The following is a 21,550-nucleotide window of genomic DNA, read 5'->3' as shown; positions in this document are numbered from 1 at the left end:
ACATGGACACGGACATGGACACGATGTACGACGTGTTCGCGGCGTCCGTGGCGGCGGGCCCGGACCGGGTCGCGCTCGAGATCGGCACGGCGGAGCTGACCTACGGCGAGCTGGCCGACCTCGCGGAGCGGCTGGCGGGTGCGCTGGTCCGGCGTGCGGGCGGGGTGCCGTCCCGGGTCGGCCTGCTCGCGGCGCGGAATGTGCTGGCGTACGCGGGATACCTGGCCGTCCAGCGACTGGGAGCGACGGTGGTGCCGCTGAACCCGGCGTTCCCCGTGGCGCGGAACGCGACGATCGCCCGGCTGGCCGGACTGGACGTCGTCCTGGCCGACACGGGCGTGGCTCTCCCGGTGCCGGTGATGGGCCTGTCCGAGGCGGAGGTACGCGCACTGCCGGCGGCCGACCCGCCGGACCGTGCCGCGCACCCGCGGGACATCGCGTACATCCTGTTCACGTCGGGGTCGACGGGGGCGCCGAAGGGCGTGCGCATCGAGCACCGCAACGTGCTCGCCTACCTGGCGCACGTGATCCCCCGCTACGAGGCGGGTCCCGGCGCGCGGTTCTCACAGTTCTTCGACCTGACCTTCGACCCGTCCGTGTACGACATGTTCACCGCCTGGGGGTCGGGCGCGACCCTGGTGGTGCCGACGCGCGGCGACCTGATCTCCCCGGCCCGGTTCGTCGACACACGCGGGGTGACGCACTGGAACTCGGTGCCGTCGGCGGTCTCGCTGGCGATGCGCATGCGTGGTCTGCGGCCGGCGAGCATGCCGGGGTTGCGGTGGAGCCTGTTCTGCGGCGAGCCGCTGACGCTGCGGCAGGCGGAGGCGTGGCAGGCGGCCGCGCCGGCGAGCGTGCTGGAGAACATCTACGGCCCGACGGAGATTACGGTGACGTGCGTGGAACACCGGCTGCCGCCGCGGCCGGGGGACTGGGCCCGCCCGGCCAACGGCACGGTCCCGATCGGCACCGTCTACTCCGGACTGGAGCATCTCGTCCTGGACGAGCAAGGACGGCCGGCCGGCGAAGGTGAACTGTGCCTGCGGGGCCCGCAGCGCTTCCCGGGCTACCTGGACGCCGCGGACGACCGGGACCGCTTCGTCACGTTCGACGGCGAGCGGGCGAGCCCGTACGACGGCTCGACCCCGCTGACGGACGAGCACTGGTACCGCACCGGGGACCGGGTGGGCCGCCACGAGGGCGAGCTCGTGCACCTGGGGAGACTCGACCACCAGGTGAAGCTGCACGGTTACCGGGTCGAGCTCGGCGAGATCGAGGCGGTGCTGCGCGAGCAACCGGGGGTCACGGACGCGGTCGTGCTGGCCCTCACCACGGCGAACGGCGAGGTGGAACTGGCCGCGGCCTACACCGGCGACCAGGAGGACGAGGACGCGCTGCTCACCGCGCTGAGCGCTCGCCTGCCCGGCTACATGGTGCCGCGCACGCTGACCGCGTTCGCTACATTTCCGTTGAACCAGAACGGAAAGATCGACCGCGGGGCGCTCGGGTCGGCTTTCGGCCCCGGGTCGTGAGCCGGGCGGGGAGGTCGAAGCGAGGGTCGGTCGGGTCCAGGTGGAAGCGGGTCACGGCGTGGACGCGGTCGCCGGCCATGGCGAGCACGAACAGGCCGGCCGGCCCGGCCGTCTCCGCATCCGGGTCGCCGAGGTAGGACGCGTACGCGACCTGACCGTTCACACTCGTCGGCACGAGGTGCATCACATGGTCGCCCCGGTTCTCGAACGCGGTCTCCAGGAACGTCCTGACCGCCGCCACGCCGTGGTACTCGTGCGGCGCCGGCGGCATCGACAGCCACGCGTCATCGGTCAGTAGCTCAACGAGACCGTCGATGTCGGCGGCCACGAACGCCGCCGCGAAGCGACGGCCCAACTCGCGTTCCGTGTCCCGGTCGGGGCGTGGCCGGGTCTGCGCGGCGAGGGCGGTGCGTGCCCGCTGCAGCGCACCCTTGACCGCCGTCCCGGTCGTGTCCAGCATGCCGGCCACCTCGTCGGTCGCGAAGCCGAGCACGTCGCGCAGCACCAGCGCCGCGGCCTGCCGGGGCGGCATCCGCTGGAGTGCGGCCACGAACGCCAGCCCGATCGCCTCCGTCGCCTCGTAGCGCGCCGCCGGCCCGGGCGAGGTGTCGGCGATGCCGGCCAGCAGGCTGTCCGGATACGGCCGCAACCAGGTGATCTCCGCCCGCCGCGAGGGTTCGGGCAGCGGGAACGGCGGCACCGGGTCCGTCACCGGCCGGCGGTTGCCGGCACGGATGGCGTTCAGGCAGCGGTTGGTCGCGATCCGGTAGAGCCAGGCCCGCACCGACGAGCGGCCCTCGAACCCGGCCAGCCCGCGCCACGCCGCCAGCAGCGTCTCCTGCAGCACGTCCTCGGCGTCGGTCAGCGAGCCGAGCATCCGGTAGCAGTGCAGGTGCAGTTCCCGCCGGTACGGCGCCACGAGCTGGGCGAACGCGTGCTCGTCGCCGCCCCGCGCCCGTGCCGACACCTGTCCGTCCACCGGCCGCATCCTGCCACGGCGAAACCAGCCCGGCGACCACCGTTCCGTTCGCGCCGGCGCCGGTGTCCCAACAGTGGCACCACCCCCGACACCACGAGGAGAGACCATGACCAGCCCAGCGGAGAAGATCGCACTCGCCTACTTCGAGGCCTGGACCAGCCACGACATGGACCGCGCCATGACCTACGTGGCGCAGGACGTCGTCTGCGACGCACCCGCCGGCCGCATCGAGGGCGCGGAGGCGTACCGCGACTTCATGACGCCGTTCGTGGGCATCCTGCGGAACGCGACCCTGACCGCCTCGTTCGGCGACGAGGAGACGGCCGTGGTCGTCTACGACACCGAGACCGTGCCGGTGCCGAGCGCCCCCGCCGCCGAGTGCGTGACCGTCCGGCACGGGAAGATCGTCCACAGCCGGTTCATCTTCGACCGCGCCCCCTTCGACGCCGCCCGGGCCGGCCGGCCCAGCTGACGGGGTCGGACCGGACCGGCGACGGTGCCGGGGCCCGCGGGCCCCGGCACCCACCGGTCAGAAGTCCTCGTCGAAGGTGACCGTGCCGGTCACCGCGACCTGGTAAGCGGACACCCGGCGTTCGAAGAAGTTGGACAGTTCCTGCACGTCCTGCAGCTCCATGAACGTGAACGGGTTCTTCGACCCGTACTCGGGCGCCAACCCCAGCGCCGCGAGCCGCCGGTCGGCCACGTGCTGCAGGTACTCCCGCATGTCCGCCAGCGTCAGGCCTGCCACCCCACCGGTGAGCAGGTCCTCCGCGAACCGCACCTCGGCCTCCACCGCCTCCCGCAGCATCTGCCGGACCTGCGCGTGCAGCTCGTCGTCGAACAGGTCCGGTTCCTCGCGGCGGACCGTGTCCACCACGTCGAACGCGAACGTCATGTGCATCGACTCGTCCCGGAACACCCAGTTCGTGCCGGACGCCAGACCGTTCAGCAGGCCCCGCGACCGCAGGAAGTACACGTACGCGAAGGCGCCGTAGAAGAACAGGCCCTCGATGCACGCGGCGAAGCAGATCAGGTTCAGCAGGAACGCGCGCCGGTCCGCCCGCGTCTCCAGCCGGTTCAGGTGCTCGATCGAGTCGATCCACCGGAAACAGAACTCGGCCTTGTGACGGATGGACGGGATGTTCTCCACCGCGGCGAACGCGGCCGCCCGCTCACTGTCGTCGGGCAGGTAGGTGTCCAGCAGCGTCAGGTAGAACTGGACGTGCACGGCCTCCTCGAACAGCTGCCGCGACAGGTAGAGCCGAGCCTCCGGCGCGTTGACGTGCTCGTACAGGTTGAGCACCAGGTTGTTCGCCACGATCGTGTCGCCGGTGGCGAAGAACGCGACCAGCCGGTTGACCAGGTGCCGTTCGGCGTCGGTCAGCTTGCCGAGGTCGGCGAGGTCGGTGTGCAGGTCCACCTCCTCGACCGTCCACGTGTTCCTGATCGCGTCGCGGAAACGCTCGTAGAACAGCGGATAACGCATCGGGCGGAGCGTCAGGTCCATCCCGGGGTCGAGCAGGGTCTGGTCGGTCACTGGCATGCCTCACATGACTCGGGGTTCTCCAGGGAGCAGGCGACGGCGTCGACGGGCCCGACGGGCCCGACGGGCTCGACGGGCTCGACGGCCTCGGCTGTCGGCACGGTCGCCTGCTGAATGCGGGTCGCCGGGCGCGACCGCAGGTAGTACGTGGTCTTGAGCCCGGACCGCCAGGCGTATCGGTACATCGAGGACAGCTTGCCGATCGTGGGAGACGCGACGAACAGGTTCAGCGACTGGCTCTGGTCGACGTAGGGCCCACGCGCGGCGGCGAGGTCGACCAACGCACGCTGCGGCAGCTCCCACGCCGTGCGGAACAGCAGCTTGGTCTCCGCCGGCAGGTTCAGCCCCTGCACCGACCCGTCGGCACGCTTGAGCTGGTCGCGGGTCGCGGTCGTCCACAGGCCGTGCGTCTTGAGCTCCGCCACCAGATAGGCGTTGACCTGAAGGAACTCGCCGGACAGGGTCTCCCGCTTGAACACGTTGGACACCTGCGGCTCGATGCACTCGAAACAGCCCGCGATCGACGCGATCGTCGCCGTCGGGGCGATCGCGACCAGCAGCGAGTTGCGCAGCCCGGACTCGGCGACCTTCGCACGCAGCGCGTCCCACCGGTCGGTCCGCGTCGGCGCCACGCCCCACAGGTCCGGCTGCAGCTGTCCCCGCGCCGCACGGGTTTCCGCGTACGCGGGATGCGCGCCCGCCGCGGCGGCGAGGTCCGCCGACGTCTCCAGCGCGGTCAGGTAGACGTCCTCGGCCAGCCGTGTCGACAGCTCCCGCGCCTCCTCGCCGTCGAATGCCAGGCGCAGTTTGAAGAACACGTCCTGCAGGCCCATCACCCCCAGGCCGACCGGGCGCCACCGCGGGTTGCTGCGGCCGGCCTGCTCGGTGGGGTAGTAGTTGATGTCGATCACCCGGTCGAGGAAGGTCACCGCGACGCGGACGGTCTCCCGCAACCGGTTCCAGTCGATCGCGCCGTCCACCACGTGCGCGCCGAGGTTGACCGAGCCGAGGTTGCACACCGCGGTCTCGTCGTCGTTCGTGACCTCGAGGATCTCCGTGCACAGATTGGACAGGTGCACGACGTTGCCGGCGTCCGCGGTCTGGTTGCAGGTCCGGTTCGCGGTGTCCTTGAACGTCATCCAGCCGTTGCCGGTCTGGGCGAGCGTGCGCATCATCCTGGCGTACAGGTCCCGGGCCCTGACCGTGCGCACGGCCCGGCCGGCCTGCTCCGCGGCGCGGTACGCCTCGTCGAACGCCTCGCCCCACAGGTCGGGCAGCTCCGAGATCTCGTCGGGGTCGAACAGCGACCAGTCCGCGTCCGCCTCGACCCGCCGCATGAACTCGTCCGGGATCCAGTTGGCGAGGTTGAGGTTGTGCGTGCGGCGCGCGTCCTCGCCCGTGTTGTCGCGCAGCTCCAGGAACTCCTCGATGTCCGGGTGCCACGTCTCCAGGTACACACACGCCGCGCCCTTGCGCCGGCCACCCTGGTTGACCGCGGCCACCGACGAGTCGAGTGTGCGCAGCCACGGCACGATCCCGTTGGAGTGGCCGTTCGTGCCACGGATCAGCGCACCCCGTGACCGCACTCGCGACCACTGCACCCCGATGCCGCCCGCGAACTTCGACAGCCGGGCGATCTGGCCGTAGCGCTCGTAGATCGAGTCCAGCTCATCGCGCGGCGAGTCCAGCAGATAGCACGAGGACATCTGGGTGTGCCGGGTGCCGGAGTTGAACAGCGTCGGCGAGCTGGGCAGGTAGGCCAGCGAGGACATCAACCGGTAGAAGCGGACCGCCTCGGCCGGGGTGTGGGACAGTCCACACGCGACACGCAGCAGCCAGTACTGCGGGCGCTCGACGACGGCCCTGCTGCTCGGGTGCCGCAGCAGGTACCGGTCGTAGACGGTCCGCAGCCCGAAGTACTCGAACCGATGGTCGCCGTCGTGGTCGACCGCGTCGTCGAGCTTGCGGGCGTGCGTGGCGACGAAGGCCGCGGTCTCCTCGCCGATCAGGCCCTGGGCGTGGCCGAGCGCGACGGACTGGCTGAACGAGTGGATACCCTGGCCGCGGACCTCCTTGTCGATGAAGGTGGCCAGCAGGCGGGCCGCCAGCTTCGAGTACTCGGGCTCCTCGGCGACCAGCTCCGCGGCGGTCTGGATCGACAGGCGGTCCAGCTCGACGGTGGTCGCGCCGTCGTAGAGCCCGCTGATCGTCCTGGTCGCGACCCGCAGCGGGTCCACGGTGGACAGTCCGGCGGCGCAGCGTTCCACGGCACGGACGATCTTGTCCACGTGCACAGGTTCGGTGTCCCCGCCACGTTTCCGGACACGCATGGTGTCCACGATGGTGGTCAACTGCACTCTCCTTCTCGGCGCGCGCGACCACCACCTGACAGCGGTGTCCGCACGCCCTCCCTCGGGGCCTGGAGACGCCCCACCCGCGGCGCGCGTGGGGGAGCGGGCAGGTCTTCGGACTCACGGGCATGCCGAACCACGGCGCGTCGGCGCGCCGCGTGTCGGTGGTCTACTGGCCGTCGCTTCCCGGACCGTCGGGCCCAGTGCTTCGTTGACGGCTGTCGTTCCCGTTCACCGCTGCGGGGCAGTCCCGGACTCGCACCGGGTTCCCTCTTGCGACGGGCGTCCATGGCGTGGACGCCCGAACCAGCTCACGACCACAATACATGGGCGGTCGATCGCGACAAGCACCCACATGTTGTGTCGGCGTGTCGCGACCGGGCGCCGGCCGCACCTTCACACTGTGAGTGGGAATCACCAGAACCGCACATTGCTTGACGACCTGGCTGTGCGAGTTCAACGATGTTCGTTGGATTCTCGTTGAATGCTGTTCGATAATGAGAACGGAGGCGGCGCAATGACGCGTCGGACGGTGTTGGGGGCCGTGCTCGTCCTGTTGCTGGCGATAGGGACGGTGGTCGGGTCGGGGGCCACCGCGACGGCGCCGCGGGCCGCGGCCGTCGAGAACGGCCTCGCGCGCACCCCGGCAATGGGGTTCAACAACTGGAACGCCACGAACTGCCGGGCGGAGTTCAACGAGCAGATGGTCCGCCAGATCGCGGACATCTTCGTCTCGCGAGGCCTGCGGGACGCCGGCTACAACTACGTCAACATCGACGACTGCTGGGCGCTGCCCAACCGTGACGGCGGCGGCAACCTCGTACCCGACCCCGCCCGCTTTCCCAGTGGCATCAAGGCGGTCGCCGACTACGTGCACGGCAAGGGCCTCAAGTTCGGCATCTACACCAGCGCGGGCACGAAGACCTGCAACGCCCTGGGCTTCCCCGGCGGCATCGGGCACGAGCAGCAGGACGCCAACACCTTCGCGTCGTGGGGCGTCGACTACCTGAAGTACGACAACTGCGGCGACCACCTCGGCCAGAGCGCGCAGGAACGGTACACGCGGATGCGGGACGCGCTGCTCGCCACCGGCCGGCCGATCCTGTTCTCCATCTGCGAGTGGGGTTCCAACGCGCCGTGGGACTGGGCGCAGCCGGTCGGCAACAGCTGGCGCACCACCGACGACATCCAGGACAACTGGAACAGCATGCTCGGGATCTTCAAGGCCAACGTGAGCCTCGCGGTCAACGCCCAGCGCGGCGCGTGGAACGACCCGGACATGCTCGAGGTCGGCAACGGCGGCATGACCGACACCGAGTACCGCAGCCACTTCTCGTTGTGGGCCATGATGAACGCGCCGCTGCTGATCGGCTCGGACCTGCGCAGCGACGGCCAGGCCACGTTCGACATCCTGACCAACCGCGACGTGATCGCCCTGAACCAGGACAGCCTTGGCGTGCAGGCCACCGAGATCGCGAACTCGGGCGGCCACCACGTGCTGACCAAGCCGCTGGACAACGGCGACGTCGCGGTCGCGCTGTTCAACGAGACCGCGTCGGCCGCCACGTTCGGCACGACGGCCGCCGCGGCCGGTCTCGGCAACGCGACCTCCTACCAGCTCAGGGACCTGTGGTCGAAGGCGACGACGACGAGCACCGGCGCGATCAGCGCGTCGGTGCCCGCGCACGCGACCGTGGTCTACCGCGTCAGCCGTGCGGGCACGTTCAGCACGCCGCCGGCCGGCACCACGCAGGTGTCGTCGCTGCCGGCGAGCCTGTCCGCCAGCGCGTGGGGCCCGGTCGAACGGGACCGCAGCAACGGCGAGCAGGCGGCCGGTGACGGCAGGACGCTGACGATCGGTGGCACCACCTACGCCCGCGGCCTCGGTGTGCACGCCCGCAGCGAGGTGCGGTACTACCTGGGCGGCCGGTGCACGTCGTTCCAGGCGTGGGTGGGCCTCGACGACGAGACCGGCGACAACGGCAGCGTCACGCTCGAGGTGTGGGGCAACGGGATGCTGGCGAGCAGCGGCGTGGTCCACGGCACCGACGCGGCGAAACGCGTCACCGCCAACGTGACCGGGCTGCAGTACGTCCATCTGGCCGTACTGCCCACAGTGGACGGTCCCCGCTACGACCACGCCGACTGGGCGGACGCCACGGTCACCTGTAGCTAGTGGTCGCTAGTCCTCCGCGAGCACGATCACGCGGTCGCCGCGGGACATGGTGAGCTGCGCGGACTTCGCGGGGTTGAGGCGTACGCCGTATGACGGCGCCTCCTGCGCGTCCTCGGCGAGGCGGTACCCGATCGCCGTCTCGCCGCGGATGCGTGCCGCCTCGATCAGGGTCGCGAAGTCGACCGCCTGGCCGAGCGCCACGTACTCCTCGCCGGGGCGCAGGTAGATCTCGGACCCCTCCGCCTCGAAGAGCTGCTTGAACACGGCCGACAGGTGCCGGTTCTCCGAGAGCTGCGTCAGCAGGAGGCTGATCAGCTTGCTGCCCACCACGAAGTCGTCCGCCTTGGTGACCTGGGCGAGCCGCTGGTTCCGCTCGTCGTTCATCTCGCTGACGATCGAGTACCGCTCGTTGCGGCGGAACTCCATGTCCCGCAGGTGAAGCAGGGTCACGAGCGTCTGCGAGTCGGCCTTCTCCGGCTCGACGGAGTCGTCGGCGAGCACGATCACGTGGTCGAACTCGCCGATCGCGAGCGTCTCCAGGGAGCTGCGGTCGGTCGGCTCGCAGACCTGGTACGCGGTGTGCAGGTTGCGCAGCTCGGCGGCCAGCGCCTTGACCCGAGGCTCGCCGTCCGGGTGTGCCGCCGCCACCTGCAGCCGCGAGCCCGGCGCGACGTAGTTGTCCAGCTCCTTCACGATCTTGACGCCACGCGCGTTCCAGCCGATCACGAGCACCCGCTCGGGCCGGACGGCCCGGCGCAGCGGGCGGACGATCGCGCGCGGCGCCCCGGGACGCACCGGCGAGGGCGCCAGCCGGATCGTCGAGTCGTCCCCGGCGACCAGGATCAGCTCGTCCTCGGCCTCGATGCGCAGGTCCGGCCGCGGGTTGAGCACGACCCGCCCGCGCCGGCGCAGTCCGACCAGCGTCGCGGTCTCGTAGGCGAAGAGCGCGACGCCGAACGGCGTGCCGGTCAGCGACGGCTCGGGCCGCAGGTAGATCTCGTCGCCGCCGAAGTCCAGCAGGTCGGTCACCACCACCGACAGCCCGGACTGCCGCGAGGACTGGACGACCAGCCGGGCGCCCAGGTCGTCGACGTCGACCACGCTCGCGTTCCGGCCGCCGGCCAGCCGCGCGGGCGGCAGGTTCTGCGCCTGCCGGATCGCGGCCACGATGTGCGGCGGGTTCTCGCCCCACCTGCGGCTGCTCAACGCGAGCAGCGTCTTGATCACGTCGGCGTCGGGGTCGTCGCCTTCCGGCGTGAGCACCATGACGGCCGACGCCTCCTGCGGGTTGACCAGGTCCAGGTCGGCCGGTTCGGTCGGGCTGCCGGTCCGGCACACCACCCGCAGCTTGCCGAGGGAGCCGAGTCGCGCGCGGATCTCGTCCTCCATCTCCACCTTGTCGCGGTCCGCGAGGACCGCGACGCACGGCCGGCGCTCGCTCGCCTTCGCCTCGGCCAGTTCGGTGACGATCGTGAACAGCTGCTCCGACCAACCCAGCAGGACGGTGTGCCCCTCCTCCACGACGCGGGAACGCCCCTTGCGGAGGTCCTCCAGCTTGGCGTCCAACCCGGTGGTGATCACCCCGACGAGTGCCGCGACGACAAAGATGCCACCGATCGTGACCGCGAACATCGAGAAGACCCAGAACGTCGACCCCTCGTCACCAGCCACCGTGCCGGGGTCCATCGCATGCAGCAGTGCCATCCACAGTGACTTGCCGATACCCCAGTCCTTGCCCTGCGGCAGCGGTCTGGCCAGGTAACCGACAATGCCGAACACGACCACGAGCACCGTGGAAAGAACCCCGAGCAGCCCGATCAGCGCTGGCGCCCCCCTCGACATCGTGTTGTCGAACCTGTACCGCAGCCGCTCACCAAACCCAGCTCCAGCCACGTCCCCTCCCCATATCCCCTGAAACGGTAGGAGAGGACTGTGCCACAAGACCCCGCACCGCCAACCAGCTTTCGCAACACCCCAACTCCCGCCCTCAAACACCGCGAGTCCCGCGTTCAAACACCGCGAGTCCCGCGTTGAAACACATCGAGTTGCGGGTTCGTGCAGGTCCTGGCCCGGCCGGTGTGCGCGAAACCGCAACTCGGTATGTGCGAACGCGGGACTCGGTATGTGTGAACGCGGGACTCGGTATGTCTGAGCGCGGGACTCGCGCCTCGCGCTCAGCTCGCTCTGCGCCGCGCGGGCCGCTGGTTGCGGCGTCTCCGGGCGGCGATCGTGCGCGGCGACCCGATCGTGGAGTGAGTGCGCGATGGGTTGTTCGCATGCTTGCCTGTGTGCAATCCTCCGGCCAGATGCCCGGGGTAGACACACCGGACGATCGACAGTCTGCTCCCAGGAGGAACGACGTGAGTGTGGACTCGTCCAGGTCGGCTATTCCCAGCCCGGCGAAGCGGGAGTGGCCGGGGCTCGCGACCCCGCCCCGGTCGCCGTTTCGGGCCGCGGTGGCGCGTCGGCTGTTCCTGCGTGCCGTGCGGCGGCTGCCGATCGAGGTGGAGCTGCCGGACGGGCGGCGGTTCGGCGGCGGTGGGCCGGTGATGCGGCTCGTCGAGCCGGCGAACTTCTTCCACCGCCTCGGCGCGGACGGGACGATCGGCCTCGGCGAGGCGTACATGGTGGGCGACTGGATCACCGACGCGCTGGTCGACGTGCTGACGCCGTTCGCGGCCAGGATGGACGGCCTGGTGCCGCGGCCGCTGCGGGCGCTCCGGCGGTTCGCGCGGCCACGCAAGCCGGCCCGCGAGCGCAACACGGTCGACGGCGCGCGGCAGAACATCGAACGGCACTACGACCTGTCGAACGAGCTGTTCGCACTCTTCCTGGACGAGTCGATGACCTACTCCAGCGCGTGGTTCGCCGCGGACGAGGACTCGCTGGGCGAGGCGCAGCTCCGCAAGGTCGACGCGATCCTCGACCTGGCCGGGGTGGGGCCGGGCACCCGGCTGCTGGAGATCGGCACCGGTTGGGGGACGCTGGCGCTCCGTGCCGCGCGGCGCGGGGCGGAGGTGACGTCGCTGACGATCTCGCCGGCGCAGAAGGAGCTGGCGGAGCGCCGGCTCGCCGACGCCGGGGTGGCGGACCGGGTGCGGGTGAAGCTGCAGGACTACCGGCACGAGACCGGGACCTATGACGCCGTGGCCAGCGTGGAGATGATCGAGGCGGTCGGACACCAGCACTGGGCGGAGTACTTCGGGATGGTCGACCGGGTGCTGGCGCCGGGCGGCCGGTTCGCCCTGCAGGCGATCACGATGCCGCACGACCAGATGCTCGCGACGAGGGACGTGCAGGGCTGGCCGCACAAGTACATCTTCCCGGGCGGGGAGCTGCTGTCGATCCCCGAGATCGAGGGGCAGGTCACCTCGCACACCCGGCTCCGCATCACGGAACGGCGGGCCCTGGGAGCGTCGTACGCCCGGACGCTGAGCACGTGGCGGGACCGGTTCCTGGAGCGCTGGGAGGCCGTCGCGGCACTGGGCTTCGACGAGACCTTCCGCCGCATGTGGGTCTTCTACCTGTCCTACTTCGAGGCCGGCTTCCGCGCCGACTACCTCGACGTCTGGCAGTTCCGCATGGACAAGTCCTGACCCGGCACCGCCGACCCGAGCGACACGGGCCGAGCTGAGGCCGCCACGACGTGTAGCGGACGTGTGCGTGGGTACCTCGACGGATGTACCCAACAGGAGGTCACCCATGATCTTGCGGCGGATCGCTCGCCCAATGCTCGCGGCCGTGTTCGTGTCCGGTGGACTGGACACGCTGCGTAACCCGAAGCCCCGGGTGGAAACGGCGGCGCCGGTGATCGACAAGGCCGTCGACCAGGTGAAGGACAATCTGCCCGAGCAGGTGCCGACGGATCCCGAACTGCTGGTGAAGGTCAACGCGGCCGCGCAGGTCGGCGCCGGGATCGCACTCGGGCTCGGCAAGCTCCCGCGCCTGTCGGCGCTCGTCCTGGCCGCGAGCCTCGCGCCCACCACGCTGGCCGGCCACCGGTTCTGGGAGCAGGACGACTCGGCGGACCGCGCCGCGCAGCGGATCCACTTCCTGAAGAACGTGGGTCTCCTGGGCGGTCTTCTCCTCGCGGCCGCCGACACCCACGGCAAACCGTCCCTTTCCTGGCGTGCGCAGCACGCGACCGGCGCACTGCTCGACTCCGTCCAGGAGACGGTCGAGGACGCGACCAGCTCGGCCCAGGAGACGGCGAAGTCGTTGAAGAAGAAGTCGGCCGCCCTGCTGCCCTGACCCTAGGGGTGGAACTCCGCCACGTGCCGGGCGAGCACGTCGTCGCCGAAGTCGTTGTCCGGGTCGCGCCAGACGGTGTGGATGTGGTTGACGTCGCGCTGGGTGTTGTCGTACTCGGCCAGTAGGCGGGGTCCCTGCAGGCGGTAGTAGTGGGGCTGCCCCGGCTCGGTCCCGCCTGCCCAGGCGAAGTGGATCTCGCCGAGCCGGTCGCCGGTGAACTTCGCGGCCTCCCGCTCGGCGAGCTCCTCGGGGAGCCGGCCGACATAGACCGCCAGCAGGGCGCGCAGCTGTTCCTGCTGGTCAGCGCTCATGTCCGCGGCCGGCACACCCTCGGTGGCCATGACCCCGACCCGCGGCCGGTTGCCACTCAGAATGTCCGGGGGAGCGACGGCCGACAGGATCGCCCGGGGATCGTCGAGGGAGCGGACCAGGCCGCGGGCGAGATCCTCCGCGGCGGCGAGCGGACGCAGCAGGTGTCCCCCGAGCAGCGGCGACGCGGCGGGGTCGGCGCCGAGGAAACCGGGGGTGCTGGCCGCCACCTCCCCGCCGACTACCAGGTACTGCAGCGACACGTGGTGACCGCCGAACCGCCACGACCACGGCCCGGCCGTGCTCGGCTCGCCGAAGACGCGTAGCCAGTACAGCTGGGGATCGCGGCGCCGCGCCCGCCCGCTCCGCTCGAGCGGCCAGCCGTCCACCTTGTCGAGCACGTGCTCCAGCCCCATGATCGTCGAGACGGTCACGTAACCGGCGTGGGACAGGCCGGTGGCGACCAGGCGCATGGCGTGGCTCTGCTGGCCGGGCCGCAGGTCGCCCAGCGGCAGGCCGCCGTGGTCGACCGGGGTGTAGTTCCAGCGGTGCCGTTCGGTGTCGGACGCCCACGGAAGCCCCGCGACCGCGCGCTGGGCGTCGTCGAGGCCGTCGAGCCAGGCCAGGGCCGCGTCGGTCATCCGCTGAGCCAGTGTCACAAGCAGGCACTCTACGCAGATGTGCGCCGCGTCACCCGAGCAGAAAGGGCAGGGTGAGCAGGGCGGTCCCGAGCGCGGGTCAGCGGCCGTCGCGGCCCTGCGGTGCGGACTTCTTGATCGGCCGGTTGGTCCAGGAGTCGAACAAGACGACCAGGCCCGCGAGGATGATCAGGACGATGCCGAGAATCGCGATGCCGCCCCACATGAAGAGGCCGGCGAGAATCAGCAGCGGCACCACGGCGAACAGACAGAACGGGTCGACCCGCCCGAAGTACTGCTGCCGCTGACCCGTCGAATTTCCGTACTGCCCCGCGATCGTCCTGCCGCCTATTCATCCGTGCTGGTCTCGAGTCCCCGCCCGAGGAGATTTGGGCCATCATAGTCGCCGCGCGGGCCGCGGATGACGGCAAGGTAACGCCGCCCGCGGTTCCTGGCCGAACGGCTGACGAAACCGCCCGACACCGGCCGGCTCGCCGAGGCGAACCGGCCGGTGCGGGTTGGTCAGGCCAGCGCCACGTAGGTGAACGCCAGGATGGTGCCGGGTCCGAGCAGTACGCCCATCGCCGCCGCGCCGTAGATCGGCTTGTCCTTCGTGTACATCGCGACGAGCAGGCCGACGGTCGCCGCGAGGGAGGCAAGCGTCAGCACCAGTACGACTATCGACATGTTTCGGCCTTCCGGAACGCGTGACACAACGGCCGCCGGCCAGGCGGTCGTTGTCGGGAGGTGGATCAGCTCACGCGAGCCGGGGGAGCGCGGGTGGACGGCGTGGCGGACAGCCCGAGGGCGACGGCCGAGCCGTTCGTGTCACCGGCGAGTGCGGGGTCGGGGAGGTCCGAGGCGCCGGTCGCCTGGGCGCAGACGGCCCACCAGCTGTCCGGCAGCGGCGTCGACAGCACGTGCCGCCCGGCCGTCGGAAGCCAGTCCCGCAGGTCGTGGTGGGTCGCCGGCGTGCCGGGCGCCAGCACGCCGAGGACCGCGGGACGGCCTTCGGCGGCGTCCGCCTGGGCGGGCGCGGTGGCACTCGCCATCCCGAGCAACGCGAGCAGCAGGACGAGCAAAACCCGCCCACGACCCGCCGTCGCCCGCACCCGCGCCACCCTTTCCAGGAGTCGACCTGAGCCACCGAGGCTACCTTGACCGGCAGGTCACGGCACACGATACCGAGATTGTCAACAATTATGAAGTCAATCTTGACCACGAAGTTGTGGACGCGTACATCTGGTACCGACCGTGACGTCGAGGAGGGAACGCATGGCGGCCGCACCACGTGGGCCCGGAGGGCGGTGGCACGTGACCGACGGCATCCGGTGCATGCAGATGCGTGGCGGCAGCTCGAAGGGCGCCTACTTCCTGCGCGAGGACCTGCCCGCCGACCCGCGCGAGCGCGACGACCTGCTCCTGCGGATCATGGGTTCCCCCGACGAGCGGCAGATCGACGGCATCGGCGGCGCGCACCCGCTCACCAGCAAGGTCGCCGTGCTCGCCCCGTCCACCGAAGCCGACGTCGACTACCTGTTCCTACAGGTGGTCCCGGACCGGGCCGTGGTCACCGACGCGCAGACCTGCGGCAACCTGCTCGCCGGCGTGGGGCCGTTCGCCATCGAGCGCGGCCTGGTCGCGGTCGCCGGTGACACCACCAGCGTGCGCATCCGGATCGTGAACCCGGCGATCAGCCTCGTCGAGGCCCGGGTGCGCACCCCCGGCGGACGGGTGCGGTACGACGGCGACACCGTCATGGCCGGCACCCCGTTCCCCGCGGCGCCCGTCCACCTCGCCTTTCCCGGCCGCGACGACCCGGTCTTCCCCACCGGCCGGCTCGTCGACGCGTTCGCCGGGCTGCCGGCGACCTGTGTCGACGCCGGCATGCCGGTCGTGGTCCTGCGTGCCGCCGACCTCGGCATCGAGGGCACCGAGTCGCAGGAGGACCTCGAAGCCGACCGGGCTTTGCGTGCCACGGTGGAGAACGTCCGCCTGGCGGCGGGCGAGGCGATGGGGTTCGGCGACGTGCGGGACACGACCGTCCCGAAGGTCACCATCGTGTCCGCGGCGCGGCGCGGCGGCACCGTCAGCACCCGGACGTTCATCCCGCACCGCGTGCACGACGCGATCGGCGTCCTCGGCGCCGTGTCCGTCGCGGTCGCCGTCCGCACCCCGGACACGGTCGCGTACCCGGGCGTGCCGGTCGCGGCCGACGTCCATCTCGAACACCCGACCGGCACGTTCGACGTCGCCGTCGACCTCGATCCCGCGGGCCCGGCGACCCGCGTGCGCCGCAGCACGGTCGTGCGCACGGCCCGCAAGCTGTTCGACGGCCTCGTCTGGCCCCGCGGTGGAAAGGCAACCGAATGACCCAGCTCTCGCACGATCCCGACGGGCGCAGGGACATCGCCCACGTCGGTCCGGTCGAGCTGTACACCCCCGTGCTGGACGCCTCCCGCGACTTCTTCGTCGACCAGATGGGGCTGCGCGAGGTGCACCGCACCGAGGACTCCGTGTACGTGCACACCTGGGACGACTACCAGTCGTGGACCGTGCGGCTCATCCAGCGCGACACGGCCGGCATCGGCCGCACGTACCTGCGGGCCGCCAGCCCGCGGGCCGTCGACCGGATCACGGCCGCGGTCGACGCGGCCGGCATCGACCGTAAGGTCGTCGCCGACGCGCGCGGTCTCGGCGAGGTCCACCTCTTCACCGACCCCGACGGGCACGAGCTGGGCCTGTACTGGGACGTCGAGTGGTACCGGGCCGACGACACCGACCGCCCCGCGCTGAAGAACCAGGCCGCGCGCTACCCCGGCCGGGGCGCGAATCTGCGCCGCCTCGACCACGTCAACTACCTGACCGCGGACGTCCCCGAGACCGCGGCGTTCCTGCGTGACGTGCTCGGCGCGCGGTGCACGGAGCAGATCGTCGCCGACGACGGCAGCCCGCAGGCGATCTGGTACTCACTGGGCAACAAGACCTACGACCTCGTGTACACGGAGGACTGGACCGGGCACCGGGGTCGGCTGCACCACGTCGCGTTCGCCACCGACACCCGCGAGGAGATCCTGCGCGCGGCGGACGTCTGCCTCGACGCGGGGGTGCACATCGAGACGGGGCCGCACAAGCACGCCATCCAGCAGACGTTCTTCCTGTACGTGTGGGAGCCCGGCGGCAACCGGATCGAGCTGTGCAACGCCGGCGCCCGGCTCATCCTCGCGCCCGACTGGAAGACGATCAGCTGGACCCGCGAGGAACGCGCCAAGGGCCAGGCATGGGGCCTCAGGACGATCGAGTCGTTCCACACGCACGGCACGCCGATCGTGGACTGAATGGCTTGCGGAGCACGGATGGTCGAGGAGGAGCGAGCGTGATCATCGACTGCCACGGTCACTACACGACCGCGCCGGCCGCCCACACGGACTGGCGGGCCGCCCAGATCGCGGCGTACGAGTCGGGACATCGGCCACCGCCGTACCCCGCGGTGTCCGACGACGAGATCCGGTCGTCCATCGAGGACGGTCAGCTGCGGCTGATGCGGGAACGCGGCGTCGACCTCACGATCTTCTCGCCCCGCGCGTCCGCCATGGGCCACCATCTCGGCGACGAGACCACCAGCACCGCCTGGGCCCACGCCTGCAACGATCTCATCGCCCGGGTCGTGTCCCTGTTCCCGGACGACTTCGCCGGCGTCTGCCAGCTGCCGCAGTCGGCCGGCGTGCCGATCGAGGGCTCGGTCGGCGAGCTGCGGCGCTGTGTCGAGGAGCTGGGGTTCGTCGGCTGCAACCTCAACCCCGACCCGAGCGGCGGGCACTGGACCTCCCCGCCGTTGACCGACCGCTACTGGTACCCGATCTACGAGGCCATGGTCGAGCTGGACGTCCCGGCCATGGTGCACGTCTCCGCGGTCACCAACCCGAACTTCCACGCGACCGGCTCGCACTACCTCAACGCCGACACCACCGCGTTCATGCAGCTCCTGCAGGCGGACCTGTTCACGGACCTCCCAGGCCTGCGCCTGGTGATCCCGCACGGCGGGGGAGCGGTGCCGTACCACTGGGGCCGGTTCCGCGGGCTCACCGACATGCTCGACCGGCCGCCGCTCGCGGATTCGTTGATGCACAACGTCTTCTTCGACACCTGCGTGTACCACCAGCCCGGCGTCAACCTGCTGTTCGACGTGATCGACATCGACAACATCCTGTTCGGCTCGGAGATGATCGGCGCGGTGCGCGGCATCGATCCGCAGACGGGCCACCACTTCGACGACACGCGCCGCTATGTCGAAGCCCTGTCGCTCGGCGCGCGGGACCGGCGCAAGGTGTTCGAGGACAACGCCCGCCGCGTCTACCCCCGCCTCACCGCACGTCCCTGACCAATCCCGCGGACCACGCTCGTCCTGTGCGGGGCGATGCGCGGTCGGCCATCAAGCTCTGGCAGTTCGGGCACGAGCGTTTCGCCTGGTACCGGCGCCATTAGGGTCTGGGAGGTAGGCGAAATCGCAGTGAGGTGTGCCGCTCGTGAATGACGTGTTCTCCGGTGAGGTCCTGGTTGTCGGTGGGGGTCCGGTCGGGTTGTGGTTGGCTGGTGAACTGGGGCTCGCCGGGGTCCGTACCGTCCTCGTCGAACGGTTGGCCGAGCGGAGTCCGCATTCGAAGGCCCTCGGCATCCACGCCAGGACGCTCGAGGTGTTCGCCGCCCGCGGCGTCGTGGACGAGTTCCTCGACAACGGCATCAAGGTGCCTGCCTGGCACTTCGGCATGCTGCCCCAGAAGCCGGACTACACCGGCCTCGCCACTCCCTACCCGTTCATCCTCGCGTTCCCGCAGTCGCGCACCGAGGAGATCCTCGAACGGCGTGCCGTCGCGCTCGGCGCGCGGATCCTGCGTGGCCGCGAGGTGACGGCCCTGCACGATGACGACGAGTCGCTCACCGCCGAGCTGGCCGACGGCAGCCGGATCACCGCGCGGTACGTCGTCGGCGCCGACGGCGCGGGAAGCACCGTGCGCCGCCTCGCGGGGATCGGCTTTCCCGGGGTCGACGGCACGGCGTTCGGCTTCCTCGGCGACGTCGTGCTCGACGCACCGCCACCGCCGGGGCTGACGCTGCACAACGAGCACGGCGCACTGGTCGTCGCCCCGGTCCCGGGCGGCTTCTTCCGGCTGACCGGGTACGACGCCGCGGACCAGGAGCCCGGCCGCCGCACGGTCACCCTCGAGGAGCTCCGGGCGAGCGTGACCCGCATCGCCGGCACGGACTTCGGGCTGCGGGACCCCAACTGGCTCAGCCGGTTCAGCAGCGCCACCCGGCACGCGGAGACCTACCGGAAGGGCCGGGTGTTCCTGGCCGGCGACGCGGCGCACATGCACTTCCCCGCCGGCGGTGTCGGCCTGAACGTCGGCGTGCAGGACGCGATGAACCTCGGCTGGAAGCTGGCCGCGGTGCTGCGTGGTCGAACGGCCCCCGGCCTGCTCGACACCTACCACGACGAGCGCCACCCCGTAGGCGTCGACCTCGTCGAGCACACCCTCGCCCAGACCGCCCTGCTCACCGCCGTCAGCCCGGAAGGACGCGCGCTGCGGGACCTGTTCGGCAAGCTGATCAGCACCCAGCCGGCGATGGCCAGGGAGCTGGCCGAGAAGCTGTCGGGCATCGCCGTCCGGTACCCGCCGCCCGACCCGGACGCGCACCCGCTCACCGGCACCCGAGTGGCCGACACCCGCCAGCTCCTGGTCTCCGGCCGTGCGGTCCTCCTGGCCCCCGGCGCTCAGGAGCTGAAGGACGACGCCGCCGCCCTGGGCATCGACGTCGTCGACGACACCCCCGACGACACCCTCGACCTGCCAGGGATCACCGCGGCCCTCCTCCGCCCCGACGGCCACCTCTGGTGGGCCACCGAAACCCCCGACCCACTCCCAGCCTCCCGCCACGCCCTACAAACCCTCACCACCCCACAAAATCGCGAGTCCCGCACCCGCACATAGCGAGTCCCGCGTTCAGACATACCGAGTCCCGCGTTCGGACACAGCGAGTCCCGCGTTCAGGCATAGCGAGTCCCGCGTTCGGACATAGTGAGTCCCGTTCACGCGGCGAGTCCCGCGTTCGTGCATCGCGAGTCCCGCGTTCGCGCGTGGTGAGTCCCGCGTTCGGGCATAGCGAGTCGCGTTCTCGTGCGCACCGAGATCGGGCGCCATGCACGGTGGCACGAGCTTCGGCGCCCGATCATGTCAGCATCGGAGGGCGGCGCGAACTAGCATCTCCGGCATGGGTCGATGGGAACCGGACGCGCGGGGCAGGCTCGGGCAGGCGGCGCTCGAGCTGTTCGCCGAGCGCGGGTTCGACCAGACCACGGCCGCGGAGATCGCCAAGCGGGCGGGCGTTACGGAGCGGACGTTCTTCCGGCACTTCGCCGACAAGCGCGAGGTGCTGTTCAGCGGTTCGCAGATGCTCCACGACTTCATCGTGGGCGCCGTCACCGATGCGCCCCCGGCTGTGCCGCCGATCGAGGCGGTCGCCGAGGCCGTGGCCGCCGCCGGGGGCCACATGCAGGAGCGCCGTGAGCTCGTCGCCCAGCGGCAGGCGGTCGTCGAGGCGAACCCCGAACTGCGCGAGCGCGAGCTGGCCAAGCTGTCCTTCCTCGCCGCCGGGCTCACCGACGCGTTGCGTGGCCGCGGGGTCCCCGACCCGGCCGCGCGGCTGACCGCCGAGGCCGGCATGGCTGTCTTCCGCGTCGCCTTCGAGACCTGGATCAAGGATCCGGTCGGGAACGACCTGCCCCAGGTGGTCAGGGCGTCGTTCGCCGAGCTGCGGGCCGTCACCTCGGGGCAGTGATGCGGGCGCGGCTGGCACGGCTGATCCGCGAGCGGCGGGCTCCCGGCCTGCGCACCGCCAAGACGACCCTGGCGGCGATGCTGTCCTACCTGGTCGCCGAGGCGATCGGCACCAGCGACAAGCCGGTCCTCGCGCCGCTGACAGCACTGCTCGTCATCCAGGTGACGATGTACGACACGGTCCGGCACAGCGTGCAGCGGGTGGCGAGCGTCCTGGCCGGGGTGCTGGTCGCGGTCGGGGTGGCGGAGCTGGTCGGACTGAGCTGGTGGAGCCTGGGCGCGGTCGTGGCCCTGTCGCTGGTGCTCGGCAGGCTCCTGCGGCTGGGTCCGCAGCTGCTGGAGGTCCCGATCAGCGCGATGCTGGTGCTGGCGGTCGGCGGTGACGGGGACGTCGCCGACAGCCGGGTGTACGAGACGCTGATCGGGGCGGCGGTCGCGGTGGTGGTCAACCTGCTGATCGCGCCGCCCCTGTACCTGCGGCCGGCGGGCGAGGCGGTGCGGGAGCTGGCCGACCGGATCGCCGAGTTCAGCCGCGAGCTGGCGGCGACGCTGCGCAGCGGCTGGTCGCGTGCCGAGGCGGACCGCTGGCTGACGGCGGCACGGGGGATGAACGCCGAGGTCGAGCGCGCGGACCGGGTGCTGGTACGGGCGGAGGAGGGCGCGCGGCTGAACCCGAGGGCCGGGCAGACCAGGCGGGAGCAGCCGCGGCTGCGGATCGGGCTGACCGGCCTGGAACGGTGCCAGATGTCGCTGCGGGAGGTGTGCCGGGCGCTGCTCGACCGCACCTACTGGGTGCCCGAGGAGGAGGCGGGCGGCGTGTACCCCCTGGAGCAGCGGACCGTGCTGGCGGACCTGCTGGAGGTGGCCGCCGACGCCGTGTCTTCGTTCGACGACCGCGATCGGCTCGCCGGATACCTGACCGAGCTGGTGCGGCA

19 protein-coding genes and 1 riboswitch are annotated in these 21,550 nt (G+C 71.0%); of the genes, 11 read left to right on the top strand and 8 right to left on the bottom strand.

All coding sequences use genetic code 11. The features are described from left to right. Positions 1-2: 2 nt before the first annotated feature. Entirely contained in the window at positions 3-1,532 is a 1,530-nt protein-coding gene (locus VET29_RS07595; RefSeq protein WP_324916556.1) for an amino acid adenylation domain-containing protein, read from the top strand. Here VET29_RS07595 and VET29_RS07590 read toward each other — a convergent pair. Continuing rightward, positions 1,459-2,511, bottom strand: coding sequence for an RNA polymerase subunit sigma-70 (locus VET29_RS07590; RefSeq protein WP_414636456.1), 1,053 nt, complete (start codon positions 2,509-2,511; stop codon positions 1,459-1,461). The two genes, VET29_RS07595 and VET29_RS07590, sit on opposite strands and share 74 nt — an antisense overlap. A gap of 106 nt (positions 2,512-2,617) precedes the next feature. Between VET29_RS07590 and VET29_RS07585 the strand changes: the two genes are divergently transcribed. Continuing rightward, positions 2,618-2,983 carry a nuclear transport factor 2 family protein gene (locus VET29_RS07585; protein WP_324916547.1) on the top strand — a complete coding sequence of 122 codons (366 nt, stop codon included), beginning with the start codon at positions 2,618-2,620 and terminating at the stop codon, positions 2,981-2,983. A 57-nt stretch (positions 2,984-3,040) separates the two neighbouring features. On the opposite strand, the gene VET29_RS07580 is transcribed toward VET29_RS07585, so the two are convergent. Beyond that, positions 3,041-4,054: a ribonucleotide-diphosphate reductase subunit beta gene (locus VET29_RS07580; protein WP_324916544.1), complete on the bottom strand. Its 1,014-nt coding sequence runs from the start codon at positions 4,052-4,054 to the stop codon at positions 3,041-3,043. Beyond that, a complete protein-coding gene (locus tag VET29_RS07575; RefSeq protein ID WP_324916541.1) occupies positions 4,045-6,405 on the bottom strand; it encodes a ribonucleoside-diphosphate reductase subunit alpha in 2,361 nt (786 codons plus the stop codon). The genes VET29_RS07580 and VET29_RS07575 overlap by 10 nt, the downstream gene beginning before the upstream one ends. An 88-nt stretch (positions 6,406-6,493) precedes the next feature. Next, a riboswitch (cobalamin riboswitch) is annotated at positions 6,494-6,731 on the bottom strand. A 191-nt stretch (positions 6,732-6,922) separates the two neighbouring features. On the opposite strand from VET29_RS07575, the gene VET29_RS07570 reads away from it, so the two are divergent. Beyond that, positions 6,923-8,581 carry an NPCBM/NEW2 domain-containing protein gene (locus VET29_RS07570; protein ID WP_414636455.1) on the top strand — a complete coding sequence of 553 codons (1,659 nt, stop codon included), beginning with the start codon at positions 6,923-6,925 and terminating at the stop codon, positions 8,579-8,581. Between the two features lie 6 nt (positions 8,582-8,587). Here VET29_RS07570 and VET29_RS07565 read toward each other — a convergent pair whose 3' ends face one another. Further along, entirely contained in the window at positions 8,588-10,474 is a 1,887-nt protein-coding gene (locus VET29_RS07565) for a CASTOR/POLLUX-related putative ion channel (protein ID WP_324916538.1), read from the bottom strand. Between the two features lie 467 nt (positions 10,475-10,941). Between VET29_RS07565 and VET29_RS07560 the strand changes: the two genes are divergently transcribed. Further along, positions 10,942-12,177 (top strand): cyclopropane-fatty-acyl-phospholipid synthase family protein, encoded by a 1,236-nt coding sequence (locus VET29_RS07560; RefSeq protein WP_324916535.1) that lies wholly within the window; start codon positions 10,942-10,944, stop codon positions 12,175-12,177. A 106-nt stretch (positions 12,178-12,283) separates the two neighbouring features. Further along, a complete protein-coding gene (locus VET29_RS07555) occupies positions 12,284-12,832 on the top strand; it encodes a DoxX family protein (RefSeq protein ID WP_324916532.1) in 549 nt (182 codons plus the stop codon). A 2-nt stretch (positions 12,833-12,834) separates the two neighbouring features. Here the strand turns inward: VET29_RS07555 and VET29_RS07550 are convergent, their stop codons facing one another. The 4 genes from VET29_RS07550 to VET29_RS07535 all read right to left on the bottom strand — a co-directional run bounded on the left by VET29_RS07550 (position 12,835) and on the right by VET29_RS07535 (position 14,891). Continuing rightward, the gene (locus VET29_RS07550; RefSeq protein WP_324916529.1) at positions 12,835-13,800 is read right to left on the bottom strand and encodes a DUF3500 domain-containing protein; all 966 of its coding nucleotides are present in this window, start codon (positions 13,798-13,800) and stop codon (positions 12,835-12,837) included. 79 nt (positions 13,801-13,879) lie between these two features. Continuing rightward, the gene (locus VET29_RS07545; protein WP_324916526.1) at positions 13,880-14,035 is read right to left on the bottom strand and encodes a hypothetical protein; all 156 of its coding nucleotides are present in this window, start codon (positions 14,033-14,035) and stop codon (positions 13,880-13,882) included. Between the two features lie 266 nt (positions 14,036-14,301). After that, entirely contained in the window at positions 14,302-14,466 is a 165-nt protein-coding gene (locus tag VET29_RS07540; protein WP_324916523.1) for a hypothetical protein, read from the bottom strand. 65 nt (positions 14,467-14,531) lie between these two features. After that, positions 14,532-14,891 (bottom strand): hypothetical protein, encoded by a 360-nt coding sequence (locus VET29_RS07535; protein ID WP_324916520.1) that lies wholly within the window; start codon positions 14,889-14,891, stop codon positions 14,532-14,534. Positions 14,892-15,054: 163 nt separating this feature from the next. Between VET29_RS07535 and VET29_RS07530 the strand changes: the two genes are divergently transcribed. From VET29_RS07530 to VET29_RS07505, 6 genes are all read left to right on the top strand, one after another. Further along, a complete protein-coding gene (locus VET29_RS07530; protein ID WP_324916517.1) occupies positions 15,055-16,152 on the top strand; it encodes a PrpF domain-containing protein in 1,098 nt (365 codons plus the stop codon). Next, positions 16,149-17,117 carry a VOC family protein gene (locus VET29_RS07525; RefSeq protein WP_324916514.1) on the top strand — a complete coding sequence of 323 codons (969 nt, stop codon included), beginning with the start codon at positions 16,149-16,151 and terminating at the stop codon, positions 17,115-17,117. The genes VET29_RS07530 and VET29_RS07525 overlap by 4 nt, the downstream gene beginning before the upstream one ends. 38 nt (positions 17,118-17,155) lie before the next feature. Next, positions 17,156-18,160 (top strand): amidohydrolase family protein, encoded by a 1,005-nt coding sequence (locus VET29_RS07520; protein WP_324916511.1) that lies wholly within the window; start codon positions 17,156-17,158, stop codon positions 18,158-18,160. Between the two features lie 145 nt (positions 18,161-18,305). Then, the gene (locus VET29_RS07515; protein WP_324916508.1) at positions 18,306-19,769 is read left to right on the top strand and encodes an FAD-dependent monooxygenase; all 1,464 of its coding nucleotides are present in this window, start codon (positions 18,306-18,308) and stop codon (positions 19,767-19,769) included. Positions 19,770-20,049: 280 nt separating this feature from the next. Further along, positions 20,050-20,616, top strand: coding sequence for a helix-turn-helix domain-containing protein (locus tag VET29_RS07510; protein WP_324916503.1), 567 nt, complete (start codon positions 20,050-20,052; stop codon positions 20,614-20,616). Then, positions 20,616-21,550 (top strand): FUSC family protein (locus VET29_RS07505; protein WP_324916500.1); only part of this gene is annotated, 935 nt, incomplete at its 3' end. The genes VET29_RS07510 and VET29_RS07505, both read left to right, overlap by 1 nt.

It is taken from the genome of Actinophytocola sp., assembly GCF_035634895.1.
Classification (GTDB): domain Bacteria; phylum Actinomycetota; class Actinomycetes; order Mycobacteriales; family Pseudonocardiaceae; genus Actinophytocola.
The sequence above is the reverse complement of the archived record's forward strand: the minus strand, read 5'-3'. Positions and strand labels throughout refer to the sequence as shown.